Annotated in this window: 22 protein-coding genes and 1 pseudogene; 14 read left to right on the top strand and 9 right to left on the bottom strand. The window is 61.2% G+C overall.

What is annotated here, in order from left to right; all coding sequences use genetic code 11:
* Positions 1-55: 55 nt before the first annotated feature.
* The 8 genes from LO787_RS23165 to LO787_RS23200 all read left to right on the top strand — a co-directional run bounded on the left by LO787_RS23165 (position 56) and on the right by LO787_RS23200 (position 8077).
* Positions 56-901 (top strand): oxygenase MpaB family protein, encoded by an 846-nt coding sequence (locus LO787_RS23165; RefSeq protein ID WP_103095096.1) that lies wholly within the window; start codon positions 56-58, stop codon positions 899-901.
* On the top strand, positions 901-1197 hold the full coding sequence (locus LO787_RS23170) for a UvrB/UvrC motif-containing protein (protein WP_232496403.1): 297 nt from the start codon (positions 901-903) through the stop codon (positions 1195-1197). The genes LO787_RS23165 and LO787_RS23170 overlap by 1 nt, the downstream gene beginning before the upstream one ends.
* Positions 1198-1323: 126 nt before the next feature.
* Entirely contained in the window at positions 1324-1503 is a 180-nt protein-coding gene (locus LO787_RS23175) for a hypothetical protein (RefSeq protein ID WP_103095094.1), read from the top strand.
* A gap of 266 nt (positions 1504-1769) precedes the next feature.
* On the top strand, positions 1770-4886 hold the full coding sequence (locus LO787_RS23180; RefSeq protein ID WP_232493329.1) for a helicase-related protein: 3117 nt from the start codon (positions 1770-1772) through the stop codon (positions 4884-4886).
* Between the two features lie 150 nt (positions 4887-5036).
* Positions 5037-5612, top strand: coding sequence for an SRPBCC family protein (locus tag LO787_RS23185; protein ID WP_232493330.1), 576 nt, complete (start codon positions 5037-5039; stop codon positions 5610-5612).
* On the top strand, positions 5612-6811 hold the full coding sequence (locus tag LO787_RS23190) for a zinc-dependent alcohol dehydrogenase (protein ID WP_103095091.1): 1200 nt from the start codon (positions 5612-5614) through the stop codon (positions 6809-6811). The genes LO787_RS23185 and LO787_RS23190 overlap by 1 nt, the downstream gene beginning before the upstream one ends.
* Before the next feature lie 10 nt (positions 6812-6821).
* The gene (locus tag LO787_RS23195; protein ID WP_103095090.1) at positions 6822-7640 is read left to right on the top strand and encodes an SDR family NAD(P)-dependent oxidoreductase; all 819 of its coding nucleotides are present in this window, start codon (positions 6822-6824) and stop codon (positions 7638-7640) included.
* Positions 7641-7783: 143 nt separating this feature from the next.
* Positions 7784-8077, top strand: coding sequence for a hypothetical protein (locus tag LO787_RS23200; RefSeq protein WP_103095154.1), 294 nt, complete (start codon positions 7784-7786; stop codon positions 8075-8077).
* A gap of 412 nt (positions 8078-8489) precedes the next feature.
* Here the strand turns inward: LO787_RS23200 and LO787_RS23205 are convergent, their stop codons facing one another.
* The 4 genes from LO787_RS23205 to LO787_RS23220 form a co-directional block, all read right to left on the bottom strand.
* Complete coding sequence (locus LO787_RS23205) at positions 8490-8678, bottom strand: ComEA family DNA-binding protein (RefSeq protein WP_103095089.1); 189 nt, start codon at positions 8676-8678, stop codon at positions 8490-8492.
* A gap of 98 nt (positions 8679-8776) precedes the next feature.
* A complete protein-coding gene (locus LO787_RS23210) occupies positions 8777-10087 on the bottom strand; it encodes a glycoside hydrolase family 130 protein (protein ID WP_232496404.1) in 1311 nt (436 codons plus the stop codon).
* On the bottom strand, positions 10074-12458 hold the full coding sequence (locus LO787_RS23215; RefSeq protein ID WP_338045399.1) for a glycosyltransferase: 2385 nt from the start codon (positions 12456-12458) through the stop codon (positions 10074-10076). The genes LO787_RS23210 and LO787_RS23215 overlap by 14 nt, the downstream gene beginning before the upstream one ends.
* 430 nt (positions 12459-12888) lie before the next feature.
* A complete protein-coding gene (locus LO787_RS23220) occupies positions 12889-13194 on the bottom strand; it encodes an integration host factor subunit alpha (RefSeq protein ID WP_232493331.1) in 306 nt (101 codons plus the stop codon).
* Between the two features lie 652 nt (positions 13195-13846).
* On the opposite strand from LO787_RS23220, the gene LO787_RS23225 reads away from it, so the two are divergent.
* Both LO787_RS23225 and LO787_RS23230 read left to right on the top strand, forming a co-directional pair.
* Positions 13847-14086, top strand: coding sequence for a hypothetical protein (locus tag LO787_RS23225; RefSeq protein ID WP_232493332.1), 240 nt, complete (start codon positions 13847-13849; stop codon positions 14084-14086).
* 328 nt (positions 14087-14414) lie between these two features.
* Positions 14415-15677: a multidrug effflux MFS transporter gene (locus LO787_RS23230; RefSeq protein WP_232493333.1), complete on the top strand. Its 1263-nt coding sequence runs from the start codon at positions 14415-14417 to the stop codon at positions 15675-15677.
* Between the two features lie 131 nt (positions 15678-15808).
* On the opposite strand, the pseudogene LO787_RS26275 reads toward LO787_RS23230, so the two are convergent.
* Positions 15809-15959, bottom strand: a pseudogene (locus LO787_RS26275) (IS5/IS1182 family transposase); the annotation flags it as partial.
* Between the two features lie 150 nt (positions 15960-16109).
* Between LO787_RS26275 and LO787_RS23235 the strand changes: the two are divergent.
* Entirely contained in the window at positions 16110-16397 is a 288-nt protein-coding gene (locus LO787_RS23235; RefSeq protein WP_232493334.1) for a hypothetical protein, read from the top strand.
* Positions 16398-17697: 1300 nt separating this feature from the next.
* On the opposite strand, the gene LO787_RS23240 is transcribed toward LO787_RS23235, so the two are convergent.
* Entirely contained in the window at positions 17698-18837 is a 1140-nt protein-coding gene (locus tag LO787_RS23240) for a GGDEF domain-containing protein (RefSeq protein WP_232493335.1), read from the bottom strand.
* 760 nt (positions 18838-19597) lie between these two features.
* Between LO787_RS23240 and LO787_RS23245 the strand changes: the two genes are divergently transcribed.
* The gene (locus tag LO787_RS23245; RefSeq protein ID WP_338045438.1) at positions 19598-19786 is read left to right on the top strand and encodes a DUF3253 domain-containing protein; all 189 of its coding nucleotides are present in this window, start codon (positions 19598-19600) and stop codon (positions 19784-19786) included.
* 159 nt (positions 19787-19945) lie between these two features.
* Here LO787_RS23245 and LO787_RS23250 read toward each other — a convergent pair whose 3' ends face one another.
* Entirely contained in the window at positions 19946-20515 is a 570-nt protein-coding gene (locus tag LO787_RS23250) for a type 1 glutamine amidotransferase domain-containing protein (protein WP_103095077.1), read from the bottom strand.
* A gap of 229 nt (positions 20516-20744) precedes the next feature.
* Between LO787_RS23250 and LO787_RS23255 the strand changes: the two genes are divergently transcribed.
* Entirely contained in the window at positions 20745-21008 is a 264-nt protein-coding gene (locus tag LO787_RS23255; protein ID WP_232493336.1) for a hypothetical protein, read from the top strand.
* A 20-nt stretch (positions 21009-21028) separates the two neighbouring features.
* The gene (htpG, locus tag LO787_RS23260) at positions 21029-22912 is read left to right on the top strand and encodes a molecular chaperone HtpG (protein WP_232493337.1); all 1884 of its coding nucleotides are present in this window, start codon (positions 21029-21031) and stop codon (positions 22910-22912) included.
* A 244-nt stretch (positions 22913-23156) separates the two neighbouring features.
* Here htpG and LO787_RS23265 read toward each other — a convergent pair whose 3' ends face one another.
* Both LO787_RS23265 and LO787_RS23270 read right to left on the bottom strand, forming a co-directional pair.
* Complete coding sequence (locus LO787_RS23265; protein ID WP_232493338.1) at positions 23157-23471, bottom strand: hypothetical protein; 315 nt, start codon at positions 23469-23471, stop codon at positions 23157-23159.
* Positions 23472-24714: 1243 nt separating this feature from the next.
* Positions 24715-25581 (bottom strand): EAL domain-containing protein, encoded by an 867-nt coding sequence (locus tag LO787_RS23270; RefSeq protein ID WP_232493339.1) that lies wholly within the window; start codon positions 25579-25581, stop codon positions 24715-24717.
* Between the last annotated feature and the right edge of the window lie 192 nt (positions 25582-25773).

Consider the following 25773-nt stretch of genomic DNA (forward strand, 5'->3'; position numbering starts at 1 on the left):
GACGACCGCGCCGCCGTCCCAGGAGCGATTGTGACGACGGTACGTTAGAAGAGCCATGACCAAAGGCAACTTCACCCCCAATCCGGTCAAGCGTGCCATCCGACGAAAGATCGTCGAGATATTCAACGACCACACCAGAGGCGAAGAGCCGGTCACCAAGAGCGAAAATGCGCTATTCCTGCCGACATCTGTCGCCTGGCGAGTCCATGGTGACGTCGCCTCGATGATGGCAGGCGGCATCGCTAGCCTTTTGCTCCAGATGTTGCATCCCGGCGTTCTGGCAGGCGTGTGGGACCACTCCAATTTCCGCGCCGACATGCACGGCCGGCTGCGGCGTACCGCCCGCTTCATCGCCACAACCACGTATGCCGATCGGTCCGCAGCCGAGGCTATGATCAGGCGGGTCCGGTCCGTCCATGATGGCGTCAAGGGGCATCTGCCGGACGGCACGGCGTATCAAGCGAACGAACCCGCGCTTCTGGCGTGGGTGCATGTCACAGAGACCCACAGCTTCCTCGACGCCTGGATTCGCTACGGCGAGCCCTGGATGTCACGCGCCGACCAGGACCGATACTTTGCCGAGATGGCCTTGATCGGCGGGGCGCTGGGGGCAGAACCCCTGCCGCGCACGCGGGCCGAGGCGAACCGCCTGATAACCGGGATGCGTCCGGCGCTGAGGGCGGATGCGCGAACGGCCGAAGTCGCCCGGCTGATCCTGCATCCGGTCGCAGCGAACCGGCTCGCTGGCCTGCCCGGCAGGCTTGCCGCACAGGCCGGTGTCGATCTGCTGCCACGCTGGGCCCGCGCGTTCCATGGCCTGTCTCCCTCGCCGCTTCGAACACCGCTGGTGCGCGCGAGCACGCTGGGCGTTGCGCAGGCGCTGCGGTGGGCATTCAGGTAATGGCCCGCCAGGACGAGCAGCTACGAGACCTGCATCGCGCGATGCACGACGCGGCGGCGCAGGGGGATTTTGAGCAGGCGGCGCAACTGCGCGACCGGATCAGCCTGTTGCGCGGCATTCCTGCCGATACGCTGGCACAGGACATCGATCCCTCCGGTCTCGTTCGTCAACAACCGGGAGCGATGGGGCTTGGCACAAGCCGCGGGCACGTAAAGCCACCTCCTGGATGGACACCGCCGAAGAAACCGGCCCCACTAACAAAGGGCCGCCGAAGGAGACGCAAGGACCCGGACTGACCTGCGCCCGGTCGTAGGAAAGGATAACTTCGTTGCGTCTTCCGGGAACGCGGGGGCCTGCCGGAGGCTTTCTTCCTCGATACCGGGCGGCGGCCCTATCCACGCCCCGAACCGAAGGAAATCAACATGTCCAAAAGCGATCCGGAAACTCCGCGCGGCCCGATGGGCGATGCGCGCCCGGACTCATTCGATCCGCACGAGCAGAATGAAAGCGGCCAGAAGCCTCAGAAACTGAAGGACCGACCTTCGGAAAGCACCGTCAGGCCCGAAGACTATCCTGAAGACCAGCGCGCGAAGGGAGCCTGACGAAACGGTGTGACCCGGCTCAGCCGCCCGGTGACGCCGGTGCGGCGCGATGCCGCCATCAACACAGATCAATCAAATTTAGCCGGCGGGCCCCTTTTCTTTCGCTTTCTCTGTGCGTTGTGGAGCCAGGATAGTCGCCGCACCTCCCACGCGATCAGCTTCACAGGCAAGGAGCGCAATCTGACTGACATGACCATGCGGCTGGAGCTCAGTCACTGGGCAGTACGCCCCGCAACCCAACGGCGCGACTGCGTCTCAGGTGCGGCGTGAACCTGGCGTTCACCGCGGTCCGCATCGCGCAAACCCTCGCCGAGAGGTCCATCGCCTTCCTGGCGGACGACGAGCAGCAGGCCGAGGCCCTGGCCGAAGTCGTCAAGGCGCTGGCGCCGCAAGGGCATGTCGTCCACGTGCCCTCCAGCGACGCCCTTCCGGGGGACACGGCTCCCGCGACGCCGGCGAACGCGGGGCGCCGCGCGTCGGCTCTGCGGGCCCTTCGCCTGGTGCAAGGCACTTCCGTCGCCTGCATCCTGAGCGGAGAGGCCGCAGCGCGGCGCTATCCCGCGCCTGATGCGTTCGACAGCGCCCCGCCCACGCTGCACCCCGGTGACGAGGCCGACACCCAATCGTTCGCGATACAACTCGAAGAGCTGGGGTATGTCGCCGACGACCGCGTCGACGAGCCGGGCGAAATGGCGGTGCGCGGCGAAGTCATCGATATCTTTCCCGCCGACGCCGGCGGCCCGGCCCGCATCGAGCTGGCAGCGGGCAGGATCGCCGCGATCCGCTCGTACGATCCCGGCACGCAGCGCACGGTTGGCGATCTGGAGCGTCTGGAGATCGGCCGCGCCGCCGAACCGCCGATTGACGAGCCGACGTCCATCCTTGCCCACCTGACGCCCGGTATACTCGCTCTTTCCGATAAAGCCGACTATCGCCGCAGGCGCTTCATCCAGCTTGCCCGCGACGCTATGGGCGGTGCGCCCCATCGCCTGGATGCGATTGACGACATCGCCTGGAAGAAGGACTGCAAGGACTGGAGGCCGGCTCCGTTTGACGCGGACTTCACGCCGGTGCCGCGGTTCGCCAACGAGCGTTCGCCGCTTACCGCGCTGGTGCGCTTCGTGAAGCCGCTGCTCGCTGCGGGACGCAAGTTCGTGCTGGCGGGCAGTGCGCGAGACCTGCGCTTCCTGCGCGGCAAGGTCGTCCGGCGCCTGTCGATGGAAATCGTGGAACTGGACGCATGGGCGGCACTGGATGACCTGCCGTCAGGCTGCGGCGGCAGCCTGACGGTGCCGGTCGACGCCGGATACGTTGACGAGCGCATCGTTCTCGTCGCGGCGGCAGACCTGATGGGCAGTCGCGCATTGATCGGCGCTGGTGGCCCGACCGGCGCGAACCCGTGGCACGTCGGCATCGAAGTGCGCAGCGGAGACGTGGTGGTCCACGAGGACCATGGCGTCGGGCGCGTGCGGGGGCTGGAGGCCTCGCCGGTCGGCGCGGGCGACGACCAGTCCCCTATCGACACGATCGTGCTCGAGTATGCGGGGGGTGCTCGGCGGCTGGTCCCTGTCGATGAGGCCGACCGGATCTGGCGATACGGCGCTGACGGCGACGCGGTGAGCCTGGACAAGCTGGATGGCTCATCCTGGGACAAGCGCCGCGCGGCGATCAACGCCGCGATCGACGAGAGCGCGAAGGCCCTGACGCTTCTGGCGCGCGAGCGCGAGACGCTGACAGCGCCGGTCATGGAGCCCGATCCTGCCGCCTACGAACGCTTCGCGGTCCGCTTCCCCTTCAACGAAACGGCCGACCAGGCGGGAGCCATCGCAGCCGTCCGCGACGATCTGGCGAGCGGCCGGCCGATGGACCGGCTGGTCATCGGCGACGTCGGCTATGGCAAGACCGAGGTCGCGCTGCGGGCTGCCGCTCTGGCAGCGCTGGCCGGCTTCCAGGTCGTGGTCGCCGCGCCGACCACCGTCCTCGTGCGGCAGCACCTGGAGACGTTCCGCCGCCGCTTCGAGGGAACGAAAATCGAGGTCGCCGGCCTGTCACGGCTGAGCAGTGCGGCAGAACGGAAGTCTGTGAAAGCGGGGCTTGCAGATGGCTCGATCGGTATCGTCGTGGGCACCGGCGCGGTGATGGCGAAGGGCGTGAACTACGCCAGGCTGGGGCTGGTCGTCATCGACGAAGAGCAGCGCTTCGGCGCTGCCGACAAAGCCCGGTTGCGCGGCTTGGGGACCGTCCATATCCTGAGCCTGAGCGCCACGCCGATCCCGCGCACCCTGCAGGCCGCGCTGGTGGGCCTGCAGCAGATGTCCGTCATCGCCACGCCTCCCGCCCGGCGCCAGCCTATCCGCACCAGCATCGGGCAGTATGACGATGTGCTCGTCCGTACCGCGCTCACTCGCGAAAAGGCGCGGGGAGGCCAGAGCTTCGTGGTCGTGCCGCGTATTGAGGACATGGCGAAAGTCGCCGCGAAGATAAAACGCGCGGCCCCCGATCTGGTGGTGGTCGAAGCACACGGAAAAATGTCAGCGGCCGAAATCGACGACGTCATGGTCGGCTTTGGCGCTGGCCGGGGGGATATTCTGCTGGCGACCAACATCATCGAAGCGGGCCTCGACGTGCCGCGGGCGAACACCATGATCGTCTGGCGTGCCGATCGCTTCGGCTTGGCACAGCTGCACCAGCTGCGCGGCCGCGTCGGGCGCGGCAACCGGCGCGGGCAGGTGATCCTGCTGATCGAAAGCGAGGATGCTATCGCCGCGCGCACGCTCAAGCGGCTGCGCACGCTCGCGACTTTCGACCGGCTGGGCGCGGGTTTCGCGATCAGTGGCCAGGACCTCGACATGCGCGGAGCAGGCGACCTCGTCGGCGATGATCAGGCCGGGCACATGAAGCTGATCGGCGTCGATCTCTACCAGCATCTGCTCCGTGTCGCGCTGAAGGCTGCGCGCGGCGAGGACGCCGAGCGCTGGAGTCCCGAACTCTGCGTGGGCATGAGCGGCGTGCTGCCCGACAGCTGGATCCCGGAGGCGGATCTGCGGCTGTCCCTTTACCTGCGGCTCGCGCGCATCGAGACCGAAGAGGCGCTCGATGCATTCGATGATGAACTTCTGGATCGCTTCGGAACGCTGCCCGCCGAAGCGGCGATGCTGCTGGCCCATGCCCGCATCCGCCTAACCGCGCGGGCCTTGCGGATCGCGCGCATAGACGCGGGCCCGGCCGCGATTGCACTCACTCCGCGCGTCGATTGTCCGATCGACTTCGCGGCCTCGGGGCTCGCGCAGAGCAAGGGACGGTGGATCCTTGCCGAGGCACTGCCGAGCGAAGCCGATCGTATCGTGCGCGTCGAACGCCTGCTCGACGGGTTCGAATGCTGACCTGTCGGGCCCAGCCGTGCCTGCCGCGGGATTATCTTTCGGTCGCGTCGGGTCTTTATGCGCGCGGCGATCGTTTCTTTTGCAACAGCGGTCAGGTCCGACCGGGGGTCCACCGGACGGGCATCACATCCCAGAACATGGAGAGCAGGAATGGCAACCGTGAACGACGACGCGCCGCCTACCACCTCGAAATCCCGCGAGACGCGCGACGCCGCGTTGCAGACCTTCACAGAAACGCGGCGTGACACCTTGTTGGGTCGGACCGTGACGATCAACCGGCCCCGCGCGGAACTCTACGCCTACTGGCGCGACTTCGCACGGCTGCCCACGTTCATGGACAACGTCGAACGGGTCGACGTGCTGTCGCCGACCCGTTCGCACTGGGTCGTCAAGGCGCCAGGCGGAAGGACGGTCGAATGGGACGCGCTCGTAACCGAGGAGAAGGAGGGCGAAATGATCGCCTGGGCCTCCACCGAAGATGCCGACGTGCCCAACAGCGGCCGCATCGAATTTCGCGACGCAGGCGATCGCGGCACCATCGTCACCGCCACGATCGTCTACGACCCGCCCGCTGGCGTGGTGGGCAGGCTCATCGCAAAGATGTTCCAGCGCGAACCGGCGATCCAGGCGCGGCGCGATCTGCGGCGCTTCAAGCAGCTCATGGAAACCGGCGAAGTCGCCACCTCGTCGCGCACTCGCGCGCAGATGCACGAGGAGGCAGCCTGATGCGCGCGCTCACCTGGCACGGCAAGCATGACGTCCGCGTCGATACGGTCGACGACCCTGAAATCCTGAACCCGCGCGACGCCATCATCAAGATCACCTCGACCGCGATCTGTGGATCTGACCTTCACCTCTACGATGGGTACATCCCCACCATGAAGGCTGGCGACATCCTGGGCCACGAGTTCATGGGCGAAGTCGTCGAGACCGGCCCCGGATCGACGCTGGTCAAGGGGCAGCGCGTCGTCGTGCCTTTCACCATTGCCTGCGGAAGCTGTTATCACTGCGGCAAGCACCAGTACTCCGCCTGCGACAACGGCAACCCGGCCGACAATCAGGACATCGGCATGGAGCTTTACGGTCAGCCGATGTCAGGACTGTTCGGCTACAGCCACCTGACCGGTGGCTATGCCGGGGGCCAGGCGGAATACGTGCGCGTGCCGTTCTCCGACGTCGGCCCGATTGTCGTGCCCGAAGGGCTTGACGACGACGAAGTCCTGTTTTTGTCCGACATCCTCCCCACGGGCTGGCAGGCAGCTGAAAACGCCGACATCGAGCCGGGCGACATTGTTGCGGTGTGGGGCTGCGGCCCGGTCGGTCTGTTCGCGGTGCAATCGGCCTTCCTGATGGGCGCGGCGAGGGTGATCGCCATCGACCACTTCCCCCGCAGGCTGGAACTGGCCCGCAGGTTCGGTGCCGAGACCATCAATTTCGAGGAATCCAAGACTTACGAAGCCCTGATGGAGATGACTGGCGGGATAGGGCCCGATGCGGTGATCGACGCGGTGGGCCTGGAAGCGCATGGCTTCTTCGTCGATAATGTGGTCGATCAGATCAAGGCCTCGCTGATGCTTGGCACGGATCGCATTCATTCGATCCGCCAGGCGATTGTTGCCTGCCGCAAGGGTGGCCGTGTCTCGATGCCCGCCGTCTATGGCGGCATTGTCGACAAGTTCCCGCTCGGCGCCTTCATGGAAAAGGGGCTGACGCTCAAGACCGGGCAAACCAGCGTGCAGCATTACATGCCGGGGCTGCTCAACGCGATCGTCGAGGGGAAGATCGACACGACCTTCCTGATCTCGCACCGGATGAGCCTGGAGGACGCGCCCAAGGGCTACCGGATGTTCCACGACAACCAGAACGAAGTCACCAAGGTCGTACTCAAGCCCGGCTTCACCGAAACCGCCGTCGCGGCAGAATAGGACACGCATCATGGCTGACAAATTCGCGATCGTCACCGGCGCCTCCACCGGCATCGGCTTTGAACTGGCGAGCATAGCCGCCGAAAACGGCTTCGACCTGCTGGTCGTCGCGGACGAAGGACTTATTGAGGCGGCCGCACAGGACTTTAGGCTGCACGGCGTTTCGGTAGACGCGGTGCAAGCCGACCTGTCGACCCTGGAAGGCGTCGATACCTTGCTGGCCGCCACTGCTGGCCGCCGCATTGATCTTCTCTGCGCCAATGCGGGCCGGGGGCTGGGCCACGGTTTCCTCGAGCAGGATGTCGCCGACTGGCGCCGGGTGGTCGATACCAACATTACCGGCACGCTTTATCTGTTGCAACAGGTGGTAAAGGGAATGGTGGCACGCGACGATGGCAAAGTACTGATTACCGGGTCCATCGCCGGCTTCATTCCGGGCAGCTTTCAGGCGGTCTACAACGGCACCAAGGCTTTCGTGGACAGCTTTGCCGACGCGCTGCGCAACGAGATCAAGGAGGCAAAAGGCGTGACTGTCACGACACTCATGCCCGGACCAGTCGAGACCGAGTTCTTCGATCGCGCCGACATGCTCGACACCAGCGTGGGCGCGTCAGAAAGCAAGAGCGATCCCGCTGACGTCGCGCGCGACGGTTGGAACGCGCTGATGAACGGTGACGCGCACATCGTCTCGGGATGGAAGAACAAGATCCAGGCTGCAGTGGCTCATGTGATGCCAGCCGCAGTCCTTGCCGAACAGCATCGAAAGATGGCCGAGCCAACCTCGCTCAGTGCCGATGATAACAGTCCGCGACCAGCAAGTAATCGGTGATGGCAACGATCCGACGGCGCGGCATGACAGGCCAGGCTCCTCGGGCCGGCACCGCGTCCGATACGAAGGATGGCCGATCGCGTGTCATCACCAGTTATCGATCCAAGTCGTGACGGGATAGAGTGCATCAAAAGGAGAAGACCATGGGTGATACAGTTACCGGCCGGTTCGAGAGCCGCCGCGAAGCGGAGCTTGCGGTGGAACACCTTGTTCAAGAGCATGGTGTCGAACGAACTGATATCTTCATCGAACCAGAATCGAATGCCAACAGCGCGGGGGTTGTCGAAGCCGGCGCAGACGCTGAAAGCGGACATCCGGGCTTTGACAAGAACAGCGAACCAGCCCTGGAGGGGGCGATCACCGTTTCCGTCGACGTGAATGATGATCAGGTCGATGTCGTTCGCGATGTTATGACGGAAGCTGGCGGAGAAATCTGATCTGATTGAGCTTGATTGTTCGGCCTGCCTGCGGATGTCGCGAGCAGGCCGATCTGCGCAAAGCTTTCATCCCGCTTATGCGTGCAAAACCGCCTCAGTCAAAAGGCCCGCCTTTTCAGAATTCAGCATGAAGGAAAAAAAGCGGATCCAGCAACGCCGCCGGCTCCACATATCGGTGTGTTCCGCCCAACCTGGCCAATTTCCACGGGAAGATGGCCACTCGAAACGTGAAGCAAACGTGCGTATCAGTCGTAGTGCGTAAAGCCGTTCGTCGTGCAAAGCCGTCGACGGTGATACCCTTCAACGACTTCCACGACCTACGACAGGCTTGCGTCGGAAATTGTGCGGATTATCGCCGCGAAATTGCGGGGTCGCGTAACTGGAACCATGGATAGTCCGCACAAATGGCGGCCTAAAGAGTTAAAAATGCTTCCAGTCCCTTGCTCTTCCCAGCCATGCCTGGCACCTCTTCAAGCTGCCGCAGCGCGGTGAACCTTCCACGATCCTCGCGATAACGCACGATTTCAAAGCCATGCCCGTGAAGTTGCGGGACAGCATCCAATTGCGTTGCAGTGGCAGTATTCATGTTCATCTTTGTCATGGATTAACCGTTCCTCCTTGTGAAAGATCGGCATTAGGCAGTACTTAAGGGCGGCGCATTATTCGCACAGGCGAGCGCCGTAAATCGCCCGTCACCAACTACTCCATCATCGCAAGCAGGGCGTCTATCGAACAGGTCGCGAAGCCCACGGTACTGTCGGATATTCCATAGGGGATCAGCAACCGATCCTCGACCTTGAGCGCGCCGCAAGTGTAAATGACATTGGGCACGTAACCCGAACGGTCCGCATTTTCCGCCGTGAGCACCGGCTCGGGCGTACGAGCGAGCACCTTGCTGGGGTCGTTACGATCGAGCAGCGCACAGCCGAGGGCATACTTTCGCATGGCGCCGACCCCATGCGTGAACATCAGCCAACCTTCATCGATTGGGATCGGGCTGCCGCAATTGCCGATCTGGATAAATTCCCAAGGGTACTTGGGCTCCATCAGCAAAACGCCCTCGTCGTCCCACGTATCGATAGTGTCCGATTTAAGCAGGAACAGGTTCTTGCCGTCCTGCCGCCCGACCATGGCGAATTGTCCGTCGATCTTCTCAGGGAACAGGGCCATGCCCTTGTTGCGGCCCGCCTCCCCTCGGATCGGTTCGAGATCGAAACGCTGGAAATCACGGGTGCGCAGCAATTCCGACCGGATCGAACTGCCGGAATAGGCGGTGTAGGTACCGACCCATTCGAAATCGCCGCCGCCATGATCGAAGCGCACAAGGCGCAAATCCTCCAGGCCGCCGCGCTGCTGCTCGGTTATCGGGAAGATCACCGTGTTGGACAGGCTCGATTCCGCATGGCGATGGACCGACACCGAGCAATCGGCATCGAACTGGTCCTCCTCGTCCAGTTCCACCGATGTCGCGAAGGCGGCCTGCGGCCAGAGCCGGAAATCGCCGTTGCATTCCGCGATACCCTCGCGAAAGGCGATCGAACTGATGTGGCCTTCGCCCACCGCGCGCAGGCTCATGATGAAACGCACGCAGCCGCCCTGCAGTCCTGTCTGGTCGGGCGAAGGCACGATAGACGGATTCATGAGCGCAGCGGCGGCGAAAGTATACTCATGGCAGAAGTACGAGCCGATCAGCCGCTGCTTGGTTTCCGAGAACAGGGCGGGATCAAGCTCGAGATTGCTCGCCACTTCGTCGAAGCGGCAGGCGAAAATCCTTTCGGTCTGCCAGTGGCGTTCCTTGAAGTCGCGTAGCACGCGCTCATACTCTACTGCGGCGCGCTCCTCGGTGAGTGCGGCAATGTCATTCACCAAGGCCAGCGCCCGACCTCCGGGCGCGTTCTTCGCCTGCCAGCCGAGATGAAAGGGGCGTATAACCACGCGCGCCGGATCGGCGTGCAGACGCGTCTCGAAGATACGAAGCGGCTCAGACCAAACGTTCTCAGGCCGGTTCAAGCATTTCTCCTTCCCGCGGGAGCGGGGTGGAAAGAGGGACCATTTCCATAAGCGCATAATGCGACAACTGGAAGGCCAGTATCGACTCCGCGCCGCAATTCGCGTTGGCCCCGCGTGGAGTCACGCCATCCCGGCAACGCCCCGTCGCAATGTCAGCAAGGATCGCACCCCGGTCATTTTCGCCAAAGAACCATCGCCATGCCATAATCGCATGTTCGCGCCAGAACGTGTCACCGGTTACTCGCCATGCCGATCCTGCAGCCTCGATCGCCGCCTGCGCTTCGAGCGGCTGCTGGTCGAAAGGCAGGTAGTTGTGCTCTTTGTGGAAGCTCTCCGAGCCGATTGGCCGGAACTGGCGCTTCGCCGAAATCTGCTGGGCGCATATCCATTCCAGCGTTTCCAGGCCTGCGCTGGTCCAGTGCTCCTGCCCCAGCAGCGCGCCAGCTTCGATCAGGGCCTGCGGCAGGCGCGGATTGTCATAGCCGATAACCGCTTCGAACCACGCCCAGTCCGGCCGTCCTCTCTCGCAAAGCAGACGAATCAGGATGTCGCCGCCGTGCTCAGCAGCATCGCGCGAGGCGCGATGCCCTGGATCGCGGCGCAGCACCGCGCAGGCGCCGAGCATGGCAAAGGCGATTGCTCGGGGGGCGCCCAGCGGCGCCATGTTCTTGTTCACATCGTCGTAGAGGTGAAGCGCCCATTCAGCGACGCCCTCATCGGGCGACCTCGCATAAGTCTCGCCCAGAGCCCAGATCGCTCGGCCATTCGAGTCTTCGGAGCCCTCATCCTCGCACCAACTGCGGTCGAACCGCATGAAGTTCCGGAAACGCCCGAGATCGGGATTCCAGGCGGATTGCACAAAGGCGGCATAGGCGAGCGTCCACTTCATCCGCTCCGCTGCGGATAGACCCTGCGCCACGTTCATCAGCATGAGCGCGCGGGCATTATCGTCGAGGCAGTAGCCGTGGCGACGGTCTGGAACCACGCCGATCGAATGCTGGAGCATGCCAGTCGCATCGCTCATCTCCAGCACTGCGGCGAGCCCCGGAATGGCGGTGGCCGGCGGCGCCGTCCGCTGGGGCGCTACCGCATGAGCGACCAAGCGCGCGGAGGCGTCGGCAAATCGCGGCCAGACGGTGGCCCGCCCACGATCATAGGCACGCCGCTGCATGGCGGCGATCTCCTCCGGCGCATCAAGGAGGGCGTTGACGGCTTCGGCAATGGCTTCGCTGGAGCAAGGGCGGATCAGCCGCCCAACGTCCTGCGCAAGCAGTTCGCGCGCATGGACATAGGGCGTTGAGATGACAGCCTTGCCCAGCGCCACCGCGTAGCTCAGAGTTCCGGATGTGGATTGCTCCAGCCCCGGATAGGGCGTGAGGTAAATGTCACAGGCTTCCAATTGGTCGAGCAGTTCCGGCGTTTCGAGGAACCGGTTGTCCCACATGATGTGATCGGCCACGCCAAGATCTTCGGCCAAGGCGATGAGCTCGTCGCGGTAGGCCTCGCCTTCCTCGACGACGAGGTTTGGATGGGTGGCGCCGACGATGCGATAGAGCGCCTCGGGATGGCGAGCCACTATCGCGGGGAGTGAGCGGATCGCATGCTCCAGCCCCTTGCCCGGGCCAAGCAGGCCGAATGTCATGAGCACCTTGCGGCCTGACAAGCCCAGCATCGATTTGAATTCGTCCTGACGGCCGAACGGTCGGTCCGGCGCGCCGTGGTCGATGACCTCCAGAATGCCTGGCGGTGCGCCGTATTCACTCTCCAGCAGGTCGCGCGAATGACGCGACATCACCATGATGCGCGAGGCGCGGGTCACGAGATGGCGCAGGATGCCGTCCTGGCGCGCGGAAGGCTCTCCCAGCACCGTGTGGAGAGTCAGCACCAAAGGTGCGGCCAGCCGATCGACGAACTGAATGACCATCTCGCCATCAGAACCGCCGAAAATGCCATACTCGTGTTGGAGCCAGACCGCATCAACCCCGGCCTCGTTGATCCGGCGGGCGACGCGGGCATAGTCCTCCGGATCACCACGGGCGATGGTGTCCGCTACGCCCGTATATTCAAGAGGTGTGTCCGGATCATCCAGCGGATAAACGTCCACCGCGATTTCCGGATGAAATTCGCAAAGCTTCTCAAATACGTCGGTCGTGAATGTGGCGATACCGCATTTGCGAGGGGCAAAATTACCTACAAGCGCCACACGCATCTGTTTTTGAGGTTTTGTGCCACTAGCCTCGAAGATCGAGTGGACGCCAGCGACTTCGCGCCCGAACTCAGGGTCTCGAGCGAATGTCATGCGCATCATATGAAACCCTTGAGCGAGAAATGAACACATCTTCCTAAGTCGTTCGCCGCCATTCGGTTTCATGCTGCACTGCAAATTCGGATAGGCCGATGGATCCGCAAGCAATTCGCAAAGACAGGACGCGGGTAAGCCACACCGCCAATGTGAGGGTGACTGTTAGAGCGGAGCAACGCAGGTGGGCCCAGCACGCATACGGAATACCGGTCGAGACTACGCCTCATCCACTTTCGTTTTTAGACAGACCTCGTGCTAATGTTCCGTCGGACCACTGTTGTGTGGGGCGATTCGATGTGTGGGTCTCTTCCACCGAGGCACACGGCGGTGTAGCCGGTGGGTTCAATTCCCGCCCAACAGGACCTTTTAGCGGGGAGACGCGCGGCGTTCCGGCGACGCTGAGCTTTTTCGAAGCGCGCAGCGCTGCCGGTTCTGGTTTAGGTCAAGTACATCCCGAACGAGGGCTACAACGTTGCGGTCTGCTTGATCATCTGGGGCTTCAGTCGATCGGCGCGGCAACACGCTGTCTAAGAAAGTCGCTGGGATTGAATGTCACAACGCGCCGGGCAGTGACAACTGCCTTTTCGCCGGTGTTCGGATTTCGGGCGAGCCGCCGTGCCTTTTCCCTCTGAACAAAGGTGCCGAAGCGCGAAATCTTCACGTTTTCACCCCGCTCAAGGGCACAGGCCATATGCTCGAGGATCGCATCAGCGAAGGCATAAGCTTGCACAACGGTTATCGGCGTGTTCCTGCTAATTGCCTTTGCGATTTGTGCTCGGGTCAGTGTCTTCCCATCGCGTGCCAAAGCTTTCTCCTTCAAAGGTCAATCTACCACGGGCCCCGCCGAGGTAGCACCCGGTAAGTGAAAGATTTTGAAGAAGGGTGCGGGCGCGACAGAAGGTGGTTCTGTCGCGCCCGCGTCGCGATCAACGCATGGGGTGCGGTAACGATCGCGACTTTCCTGAAACACGCCAGCCCGGCACTGCTATTTTCCGATTTTTGCGGGAGAACCCCCGCTTGGACACATCGCCCGAATAATTTGCAGAAGCGTGAACCCTTTGCGCCCGTCTATTTCGAAAAATATGGTTAAGACTGATGGCAGTGTGGTGACCACCCACTTGTGTACGCACTCCTGCCAAAATGCGGTGAACTGAAAGAATATTTTGGCTTTGGCCTCGGTAGAACGGTCATGTCCGGAGCAACGGATGCCGCAGGGAACTTTGCCTTTGATCTATGCGATCGGGCTCGACGCCAAACTCGCCGACTCAAAAACGAAATTCTCTTACGACTAGGGCAGGAAGGAGTGTTCTAAAAACATGCTTCGACCAGTCGCCGCTTCGACGGGCCGACAGTGCTAACGCTAAAAAAGACGGAGGTTTACCCCAACTGCGGGAACGTAACGGCTGGCGGCAAACCAGGACCGTGATAGGTTTGGGACGACCGAGGGGGATTCGCAGATGGATTTGATCGAGCATGCGGCGCGGGCGCTGGCTTACGAACGGACCTCCGAAGATTGGGACGATCTCCCCCCGATGCTGCAAGAATGCCTCAAACGTGATGAGAGGACTGTGCTAACGGCTCTCTTGGACGCTGCGCCCGACCTCGACGATCCAGGCGAGAAGCTTGTTGGTGACGATCACAGCCGTTCGGCTGATAGCAAGGATATAATCTCTGATGGGCAAACTATGACTGGTTAGAATGTTTTACAGCCTGCGGTAACATTAATGGTGGCTTGGACTTTGTTCTGCTCATTGATGATCGCGCTATCGGCCGGGTTCACCTTCTGGCAGCATGCCAAAATGCAGCAAGGCATGAGAAGGGACATGCCCTTTCGGCGTGAACAAATGGGGTGGTGAATTTTCCGACCGGTCGTTGTGCCATCGCTTGCGATGCTATTTTTAGTCACCAGCTGTTTGAACCCCAACCAGAGTACGCTCCTCAGCGGACGGCGCGCTTTGCTTGTAAGGCGGTGGCAAATCATCGATATGGCCGCCAATGAGATCAGAATCTGGGTCCGCCGCCGCGATGCATCCTCGCGAATTTGTCACCTTTATAGCTGCACTTATGGCGGTTAACGCATTGGGAGTGGACTTGATGCTCCCCGCTCTGGCGGACATCGGCCGGGACCTTACAATAAGCGATGCCAATCATCGACAGTGGATAGTGACCGTTTACATGGTCGGCTTCGGTGCAGGCCAGCTCATCTATGGTCCCCTAGCGGATCGAATCGGTCGAAGGCCGATCCTCATTGGTACGCTGCTTGGCTTCGTAGCCGCAAGTGTGTTCGCCGCCAGTGCACCGACGTTCTCGGCGCTGCTGGGTGCGCGCTTGCTGCAGGGTTTGATGTCAGCATCAACCCGAGTGCTCGCAGTAGCGATCGTGCGGGATGGCGCATCGGGGCGGAGGATGGCCCGCACCATGTCTGTCGCGCAAATGATCTTCTTCGTCGTCCCGATCCTTGCCCCGACGCTGGGTCAGGCGCTGCTCGCGTTCGGCACATGGCGGTTCATCTTCTACGGGCTTGGCGCTTTTGCAGCGTTTGTTCTCACATGGGCACTGGTGCGGCTTCCAGAGACCCTTCCCGTTGCCCGCAGGGTGCCTTTTTCAGTAGGTGCATTGAGGCAGAGTTACTGGCTGACGCTGACAAACCGATTCTCGATCGGCTACGCGCTGGCTGCATCCCTCACCTTCGGCGCGATCATCGCATTCGTTTCGTCCTCACAACAAATTTTCGTCGATCAGTTCGGCGCAGAAGGCAAGTTCACCTGGCTGTTTGCAATTTGCGCTGGCGCGATGGGGGTAGCGGCCTTCGCAAATAGCCGTCTAGTGGGAACGCTTGGTACGCGTATCATCTCGCAGTCGGCGTTGATCGCGTTGATCGCCTTTTCGATACTGCATGTGTTGGTGATATATGCCGGCGTCGAGACGCTAGTGAGCTTCACAATCCTTCAGGCGCTAAGCATGACGGCAATCGGGCTGTGCGGCTCCAATTTCGGCTCAATGGCCATGGAACCGGTTGGCCACATCGCGGGAACGGCATCGTCGGTGCAGGGCTTCGTAACGAGCATCGGCGCCGTGCTGGTGGGTTCGGCGATTGGGCAAGCTTATGCCGGCACCACACTGCCCCTGGCGGTCGGATACCTGTGCATCGGCGTGACTGTTTTGGCTACGGTTTACATCATAGAAGGCGGCCAGCTGTTCCGCGCGCATGAGGCGCCAGCACACGGCGAAGTATTCAAACGCTGTGGACTTCGAGAACACTCTGATCGTCTGGATGGCGGGCTTTGACGGTGGCGCTTTAGCGTAGACCGTCGGTCAGTGGATCAGCACGACCCTTTCTCCGTGAACATGTAACCGGATATGGCGTTTCAGGCAGCCCAAATGGTCATACAAAAGGTGGGAAAGAGCAGCTTTCCTTATTCGCGATCAGACATGCGTCCGATGTCCTGAATTGTCTGGACCAGGAACCTGCGAGCCAATTGCCGGAACGAGCCATAGACCCTGCCATTCACCGAAACGAGCTGGCAGGATCCGCACGCCCCAGCCCGAACGAGCAAGGTAGCCCGTCGCTAATCACCTCAAGATAATTCATCTCGCCTCTCGTTACGTTGAGCAGGACTTAATGGCCCAGAGAGCCCCTGCGACATTTGCGAACGTGTCTCATTTGGAACATAGTTTTGCGGCGCCTGTTCAGATCCGCAGGTAATATGGAGAGGTGTTATGGTCGAAGTTCGCAAGGATCCCTACGGCGATCGCGTTGTTGTGAAGCGCAGCAACGCGGGTCGGACGATTGGGATCGTGGTTGTGGTCCTGCTCGCGGTCGTCGCAGTTCTTTTCGCGACGGGCTTCTGGAAGGCTGACGTATCTGGCGGGGACATGCCCGAAGTGAGCGTCAAGGGCGGAGAGCTTCCGAAGGTCGATGTCGACTCAAAGGAAGTGGTTGTCGGTACCAAGAAGACCGAAGTCGATGTTCCTACCGTCGGTGTGAAGGATAACGGCGAAAACTGAGACAGCGCGGCAAGAAAAAGAAAAGGCCCTTGCTCATCACCTGGGCCTTTTTCGTTTTTTTATCGGACATGCGAGCTGCCAGAACGCACAGTGTCTTGGCATCTCTGAGGTTTGGCATGCAGCTTGGCAGATTGATCGCCGGCGCACTCTTGTCGACATTCGGTCGACCTGACCGGAAACAATCCAATGCGGGACACGTTAGGCGCTTGACCCTCATCCGGCCCATTCTTCCCGTGGCCGGATACTCAGGCCCGGTCGTTGGGAACTCTTCTCCCGCTGCGGCGACCGGGCCTATTTTCGACTTTTTTGCATCTGCGTCGACACGAGCAAGTGTCGGGAAGGGTAAATCGCGACCCTTTCTGATATTGCAACCATGCCGAACCCGTCACGGCACAACCGGATTATCCTTCCGGCCCTTTCCCGACTGACCTTGGCCTCTGCTTTCTCGGTCGGAGAGCGCTGCCTTCGACCAAGGGGTAGTGGCGACAGGCAGACCTACTTCGCTGGACTTACGTTCAGCACATCTCGGCGCAATGAAGTCGTATGTAGTGCTGACAGAGTGTCCCGTGTCGCAGCGCGGCATTCGTTAGGGGGATTCGCCATGGCACCGATAAACGACGCATACTTATGGGGCCGCAAAGCGGCGCGGGAAGGCATGCCCTCCTACGGAAACCCTTACCGAAATTCTCTTGCGCGCTCGGAATGGGCGCGTGGTTATGCCACCGAGCGACATCAAGAGGACTGGCTGCGTATGCGGGGCTGGTCCCAGCCGCATTGACGACGCATTGGCGCATGATACCCGATTTCTCGGAATGGGGGTCCGTTCGGAAGGCCCCTGAATGCCGCGCCCCGATAGCAATGCCTGAGCCTCATCCCCCCGTTACAACTTACCCCACGGCCGCACGCGCGTTCGATATAGCGGTGTGCGGCAGCCTCGGCATCTGGCGTATTCGTGCACGCCGTCGCCAGTCCTTGTCCGAAAGTCTGCAAAGTGTTTGCCGAACAGGCAAAACAGCAACCAGAAACGGATTTTTGCCCCCTCGCAGCCGAAAACACACTTGGCGCAGCCTTAATCGCCACGGCGCGCGGACGGAGGTCCTCGGATGACCTGACTGCGCCGTACCTCTCATGTGTGCGATAGGGCTTAGCAAATGATCGGCGGGTCGGGTAAAAAAGGCGTTCATCGTTTTTATGCGGTAATACAGGTCTGGCCTGCCGTGCAGTGACGGGCGCTGCCCCACTTGTTACCCGTCCGGATGCCCCGCGCGCAGCCGACACATTCGCTTGCTACCGAAAATCTCTAAGCCGCGACGCGGTCACGACCCGCAAGCTTTGCCGCGTACAGCTGCTGGTCCGCTCGCTCGACGGCGTCAGCCAATGAGGTGTCTTGGGCCGCGACCTCAGTCAATCCAATGCTTACCGTCCAATCGAAGGGTCCGATGCAGTTGATTGCGGTTCTTACATGACGAACCAGTGCTTGCGCGGTGAGCAGCGAGGCGTTCGGCATGATGACGAGGAACTCGTCTCCCCCCATACGAACCACTTTCGCACCAGACTGCAACCCGCTCTCGGCTGTGGCGAGAACCAGAGCACGGGCAAGGGCGGTTAGCGTGCCGTCGCCCGCGGCATGTCCGAAGCGATCGTTTATCGCCTTGAAATGGTCGATGTCGATATGAGCCAGCCAAGTGCCTGTTTTCAGGAACTCGTCATGCACGCCCGCAAGCCAAGCGCGATTGTGGACCCCTGTCAATCCATCGCGCCACGCCCTCTCTCGCATCGCAGCGAACGCGGCCTCCGCTGGCATTGCCAGCAGGCCAACGTTGAGAAGCATCAGCAAAAGCTGGTCTGACAGAAGCGCGGCGACCGCAAGGGTGCTCGGCGTCGCGAAATGGAGAACCTCCCCTGCAATGGCGAACACATAACAAGGCATGTAAGCCAGCATCGCACCGCCGGCAATGCGCCCACCGTACCCGTCCGGCACAGCTCGGCCCGCTTGCCGGATCATGTCGGCCCCAAACACGCCCATTCCCGTCGCGAGACCGATGGCCGCCAGCAATTGCTCGCTATGTGGTGGCATGACGATTGCGAATTGGCCGAGGGCCTGGGGCAGCAGGAACCCCGCCAGCGTCACGGCGGGCGGCACCGCCATCCACCAGCGCCATAGCGTTCGTCCTGCAAATAGGCGCACCCCGGCGACCAAGGGGATGTTGGAGGCCGTGAGCGCCGCAACGAGCAAGGATCGGATGAGCACGTCCTGCGGCCGGTTGATCCACTCCAGTCCGGCAAGAGCCACGCAGTAAAGAAGCAGGCTCGCAGCCCAAAGCAGGTTATGACGCTCATCCTTGCGGCCGCGCCACAGCGACAGGAAGATGACCGTGAAAGTCACCGATGCCAGTACGCTGCACAGGCGCAAGGTTGCAAGATCGATCGAAGTTAGCATGTCCCGGCGCCCGCATACGCTCGATAGGTTAACAATGGTTTTGGCTTCAGCTGGTCCGCGGCGAATGCGCATTCGGTGTCGGGTTTCCTTCCACGCCCCCCGCCCTTCATCGGCATCAAGGTAAACCATCGGACTATCGCAAATTTTAACCTCCACGGGCCGCCCGCCTCCCCAATCGAAACCATATTCGGGGATAGAGATTATCGACTTATCCAGACCCTGCAGGAGATGTCAGAGTGGCCAGCCAACCGATAGAGCACCCCGGGAACGACAATCCGGGCAACGTCCCTGTTGAATATCCTGAACCAGGCAGTCCGGGCGCACCGGATGACGTGCCACCCGTCGGCCCCGACTTCGATCAGCCGGACACGGCACCTGTCGAACTTCCGCCGCCGGACTGACAGGCCTTCAGCTCACAGCCCACGAGCCCGGTTCAGTCTGCGGATTCACCTTGTCTGCCGCCACGACCCCGGGCTGGTGGGCGCTGCATCTCTTGAAGTAAGCAGCGTACTGATAAGCGGCGAAGACGAGCACAAGGGCGTCTGATGGCGGGTTGCGCCGCGGCGTACTGAGCAGCTCTCGCCGATCTTTCGAGAATCGAGCGCAGAGACTCGGGCCTCTGCCATCGCCGGCCACAGTCGGTGCCAACCCCAGCCTGCGGAATCGGTCCTCACGAAGGGCAATCGATCCAGGAAAACGCGGAACCCGCCAAATGACACCGGATGCTCGAAAGACAATCTTGCAACTGCTTGGCGAACGCATGGCGGGGGCAACGATCTGCCCGAGCGAAGTCGCCCGCGCCGTCGCATCTGAGGATCACTGGCGAGAAGCGATGCCGGCGGTCCACGCTGCGGTCGATGAGATGATAGCCGATGGCATCATCAGTCTAAGCTGGAAAGGCCGAGATCTGGACCGGCGAAGCGGGGCATATCGTATCAGACTGCGATAGATCGGCCTGTCGCAGAAATCGCCCCCGACACCGGTGATCGCCTCGTAAGAGATGCACTGCAAGTGACGCGCGATCCACACCCCCTGCGTCGGACAAGCAGAGTTCCAGCTTGTTTCGTCGGATGGGGCGAGCGATTGAGCCAGCCCCACCCAATGCCTCTCAGCCGCTGGGCGCCTGCGCAGCATGCCTGCCTTCCGCGAATTCCTCGATCAACTTCGCGCAGAAGGCGGGAAGATCGTCCGGCGTCCGGCTGGTGACCAGGCCGTCGTCCACGACGACCTCCTCGTCGATCCAACGGCCTCCGGCGTTCTCGATGTCGGTGCGAACGGATGGGAACGATGTGACGGTCCGCCCCTTCAGGACGCCGGCCTCTACCAGTACCCATGGAGCGTGGCAGATGGCGCCGACAGGCTTGCCGGCCTCGAAGAAATCCCGCACGAACCGCACGGCTTCCTCGCTACCGCGCAGCTTGTCCGAGCCGACGCTCCCGCCAGGGATGACAAGTGCGTCAAAGTCGTCCGCGGACACTTCGGTGAACGTCCTGTCGATGGAATAGCTGCCCCCAGGGTCAAGATCGTTGTTGTTCGTCTGCGCGGTCCCGCTCTCCAGGCTTATTGCGGTGACCTTCGCACCAGCTTGTTCCAGTGCTTCCTTGGGCTTGACGAACTCGGGCTCTTCCGTGCCGCGTGGGGCAATGAGAATGGCGATCGAACGGTTGTCGAGGGACATGACATCTCCTGTCGAGTGGTGGGCGACGCCTCCATTCCCGATGGTACGGAAGACGATGCGCCCGTCCTCCAGTGAACTGCCTGAGGCTGCTCTTGATCCGCTGGGCCCGAGATCGTGCTGTGACTTTGCGTGAGACTGCCTCAGGGGCAAGGCGCGTTGACGCGTTCATCGAAGAGGTCGGTGTGGCTATCTAATGCAAGGGCTGAATAGCAGGTCGGGTCGTTCCACGATGCTGTTGCGCCAGGGTAACTATTTCTTCGCTTTTCCGATGGCCCGCATAAAGATCGAAGGAAGGGTGGCTGCTGATGGCCCGCGCGCTATCGACCGGCAAAAAGAGCGGCTGCTCCCACTTAAGGCGATTTCACGTTCGCGAATGCGCCCCAATCTTGTCGTCGCCCGAGACTGCAATTCGGCACATCATAGGGTACGATGGGCAGCCGCTGCTCTTGAACGTCAAAAGTTTCAAACCCATCTGTCGCGCGCAAATCCGTGAATGCGAGAGCTCGAGAGACGATGACAACCGATACAGTTGCCGCCCCCGAAACCCACGCCTTCGAGGCAGATGTTTCCAAACTTCTCCATATGATGGTTCACTCGGTCTATTCCGATCGGGATGTGTTCCTTCGCGAGCTCATCTCCAATGCCGCCGATGCTTGCGAGAAGATGCGCTATGAAGCAATCTCGAGCCCGGCATTGCTCGGCGATGATCCCCAGTCCCGCATCACCCTTACTCTCGACAAGGACGCCGGCACGCTTGTCGTCGAAGACAATGGCATCGGCATGACCGCCGCCGATATGGCTGAAACGCTCGGGACCATTGCGCGTTCGGGCACCAAGGCTTTTATGGAAAATCTTGTCGCCGAAAAAAATGGTGATGGCCATCAGCTCATCGGCCAGTTCGGCGTAGGGTTCTATTCGGCATTCATGGTGGCCCGAAAGGTCGAGGTCGTATCCCGTCGTGCCGGCGAGCCCGGTGCCGCCATCTGGTCGTCCGATGGTCTTGGGACTTATACCGTTGCGCCTCTCGATGCTGCAGCGGCGCCCGCGCGCGGCACGCGCGTTACGCTTCACCTCCTCGATGACGCCAAAGCCTATGCCGAGCGGTATACCGTGGAACGGATCGTCAGGGCACAGTCGGGCCATGTCCCGGTTCCCATCGTCCTTCGCGAAGGCGCAAGCGACGAAGAGCCGCACCAGGTGGCCGACGGCGTGGCACTCTGGACCAAGGCGAAGTCAGACATCAGCGATGACGACTATGCGGACTTCTACCGCAGCCTCGCGGGCCAATTCGACAAACCGGCGCTGACACTGCATTACCGGGCGGAGGGACGTCACGAGTATTCTGTCCTGACCTTCATCCCCGAAAGCAGGCCTTTCGATCTTTTCGACGCTGATCGAAGTGGCCGCATCAAGCTGTACGTAAGGCGCGTGTTCATAACCGACGAAGCAGAGATTTTGCCGCGCTATCTGCGCTTCGTGCGTGGCCTTGTGGATTCGGCAGACCTTCCTCTCAACATGTCGCGCGAGATGATACAGGACAGTCCGGTTCTCTCGGCAATCCAGAAGGGCGTGAGCAACCGCATCCTCGCCGAACTCGACAAGCTCGCGACGAGCGAGCCTGAGCGTTACGCCGCCATCTGGGAGAACTTCGGAGCGGTGATCAAGGAAGGTCTCTATGAGGATTTCGAGCGTCGCGAGGCGCTATTGGGCCTGGCACGGTTCAAGAGCACGACGTCCGATGGAATGTGGCGTTCGCTGAACGACTATCTCGGTTCCCTGAAGGAGAACCAGACAGCGATCTATTACGCCACCGGCAATGACCTCGATCGTATCGCCCAGTCGCCGCAACTCGAGGGCTTCAAGGCCCGGGGCATCGAGGTTTTGCTGCTTCCCGATCAGGTCGACAGTTTCTGGACGACGATGGGCCTAGATTACGAAGGAAAGCCCTTCAAGTCAGTGACCCAGGGCACAGCCGATCTGAGCCTGATACCGCTTACCGAAGGCAGCAGTTCGAAGGAGCCGAGCGAGGAGGCCAACAGGTTCATCGCGTTTGCGAGGGAGGCGCTGGCAGATCAGGTTTCGGAAGTGCGGGTATCAGATCGTTTGACCAGCAGCGCGGTCTGCATCGTGGCGCCCGAGAACGCCATGGATCTCCAGCTGGAAAAGATGCTGGCCTCGGCCGGCCGAGCACCCGAACGAGCCAAGCCGGTCCTTGAGGTCAATGCCGGACATGCGCTCATCGCAAGATTGGGCCAGGCCGACGGCGATCTCGAGGCAAGGCGTGACCTCGCATTCCTGCTCCTAGACGAGGCCCTGATCGCCGAAGGCGAGCCTCCTGCTGATCCTCGCGCATTTGCCGAGCGGCTGGAGCGTCTGATGACAAAGGCGTTGCGATGATGCCGGATGGGGAGCGGGACGGCTCCCCTCTTGCCCGTCGCCCATGGCGGTCAATTTGAGGAAAACGGCGCCGGAAACCTGCCTGATGCATCCGTTGCGCCCAAACATTCAGGAGACGGGAAAACCTGGCTGCATTATAACGGGCACTGAAGGTGCTCAATCCCATTTGCGGCGATAGCGACGCCCGACGACGTCTTTCGGCATCAATCTGAATGCCGGATTTGACGAATGTGGCGCCCTCGGGTCATACCTTCCGGCGGCGGAAAATTCGCCAGGCGTCTTGGTAAAGTGGCTGGCACGAAAAAGAATAGACACCATTTTCAAACACATCGGCCTCGCCCAGACGATCCTCATCGATCCGCATTAAAGCGAGCGACGGATCGCATGTCTCAAGTTCAACCACTTTGTCGACACTGTCGATCGGGAAGATGCTGAAAGTCGATATTGTCGCTCTCCGGTCGCAAAAGGCGGCAGCACAAAACGCTCGCCGGGCTCTACATCCCGAGAAACCACAGCAGCGACTGGCAATGGCAAAACCTACCTCGCGCAGGCAGTCCATGCGAGGTATTTCCCTTTAACATGGATCAACCTTCGACAGGCACCTTCCCAAGTCCAGAGGCGATGTGAGGTTCCTATATTGTCTTGAGGTCAACAAGGCGCCGAGACATCTACGGTGCACCCGGGGCGCCTTGCTGTATTGCGTGCGGCCAGAGCGAGAGAAACATCCGATAAGCCTGCATGCCTCTCGTTCAACCTCGATCGGATCAATGGTCATCTCGTTTCCCCCATGAAACCGATTGCACATTCACGGTGTTGAATTTGCGAGACCTGCGGAACAGGAGCCCGAAAATGCCCTCGACACCCAAGACGACCGATGGCCCCGCCCAGACCGGAGCTGGCGCGAGCACCAACCGCAAGGCCAGAGACAAGGTTTCACCGGGAGATAGCAGCGCGACGATCTCGGGACAGGGCCATGGAAGCCCGGCGATAGTAACGACAGAAGTCGACGAGCCAGGGGCCCCGGTCCCCACCTCGGACCGCCCTGAGCGCGGTCCGAGGTGGGCCGCAACGGCACGCAGGTTCCCGGATGATCTGCCTGACAAGCCCAGACCTTGATGCGGCATCTCGAATAGGCGGAATTACTGATCCAAGGTCCGGAGACGCGCAAGCGGGCGCTTTTTCCCGGACTTTTCTGTGTACGCCCTCGAGCGCGGGGAGACGCCGCCTTGTCGTTCTGGCGTGCTTGTCACGGCGCCTTGAAGATTTCTGCTTACGATTCTTTTTCATAGCATCCTAGTGAGTTAACTTTCGGCGGCTCGTCTCACTTTGCCGTGAGGCCCCCAACGACGTGGAGTATTGGAGCCTGGCCTGAATCGCCCATGCGAAAGGCGCATCTTCTGCGAAGTTCTTGCGTTCACTCTGGTGCTTGGGCACCTCCTCGCGTCTGTCCGCCCTTCACGGTGAATGATCAGCCTGCAGACCTCACCGGGTCTTCGCGGAATGGCCCGCAGTTCGAAGTTGCGCGAAACGTGTCGGTATCCCACATATGTGAGGTGAGCCGCTCATTGAACCGCACCACCAATCTCCATCAATGGCTGACTCGTATCGCGGGCGACCTGCGTTGGGAGACTCCGCTTCTTTGCGACGCAGTTCTGGAGACCTACTATTGGGTGGTTGGTCCGTTGATCGCAATAGACCCCGAGCGGCTGCTCGCGAGCAATGATCAGGCAAGGTAGCCTTTTGCCGTGAAGCGCGTTCGCAAGGGTCAGGCCCGCAGCTGCGGCAGGCGGGCCGTCGCCGGACTAAGAGCCAGACACGTGATAAGGCGCCGGCATAGGCCAGTGACCTGTACTGGGTGCCGTAAACACCGCCGGATGGACGAGTGTTTCGGCTTGGCTTGCAGTTCGAAGCGTATTTTTCGCAAACGCCATCGACAGGGGAGACGGCAGCCTCTTGAATCCCGGCCTCGCCAGCAGATACCCTTGCATGTAGCGGATGCCGATCTCGCGCAAGGCGTTGTACTCGCCAACAGTTTCGACCCCTTCTGCGATGACGGCAATACCGAGCGCCCCGGCTATCGCCACGACGCCTGAGACGATGATTGCTCGCGGCTCGCTTTCATCGATGCTGCGGATCAGGTCCATGTCGAGCTTGATGAGATCGGTTTGAAATTTCGCCAGCAGGCCCAGGCCCGCATGGCCCGCCCCGAAATCGTCGATCGCTGTCGTGAAGCCCATCTTGCGATAGCTGGCAACGATACTGCGAACATGATCGGTGTCGATCATCTGCTCGTTCTCGGTGAACTCGAAAATCAGGCGATCGGCCGGAAAGCCGACATCGCGGGCAGTTTTGAGCGTGAGCTGGATGCACGCCGCTGGAGAATACACAGCGTTGGGCAGAAAGTTGATTGAAAGCCTGGCGCCGGAGTCAAGGATTCCGGCCTCGACCGCCCCCTTGATCGCTGCGACCCTGCATTGCTGGTCGAATGCGTACCTATTCTCGGGTGTCACCCTGGACAGCACTTCAGCCGCACCCTCGCCGTTGCTGCCGCGGACCAACGCTTCAAAAGCGAAAGGATCGCCAGTTTCGCAATCGACTATCGGTTGAAAAGCCATCGCAAGATCAAAATTCTCGCCGTCGGATCTACAGCCCTGACATCCTCTTTGCATACTGCCGTCTCCTGCCCGCTTCGCAAAGGTAAAAGAGGAAGAATAATAATGCCTTAATCTCAACGTCGACGAGACGATGCCTGTACCTCTTGAGCGTATCGGGAAAGAAATCTTCAGCCAGCACGTAGCTCCATGTTTCGGGATCCTGGCGCCGGAAGCAGTGCGGCGCGACGATCCCAGCCGGTCGCTCAA

This window comes from Novosphingobium kaempferiae (assembly GCF_021227995.1).
Lineage (GTDB): Bacteria > Pseudomonadota > Alphaproteobacteria > Sphingomonadales > Sphingomonadaceae > Novosphingobium > Novosphingobium kaempferiae.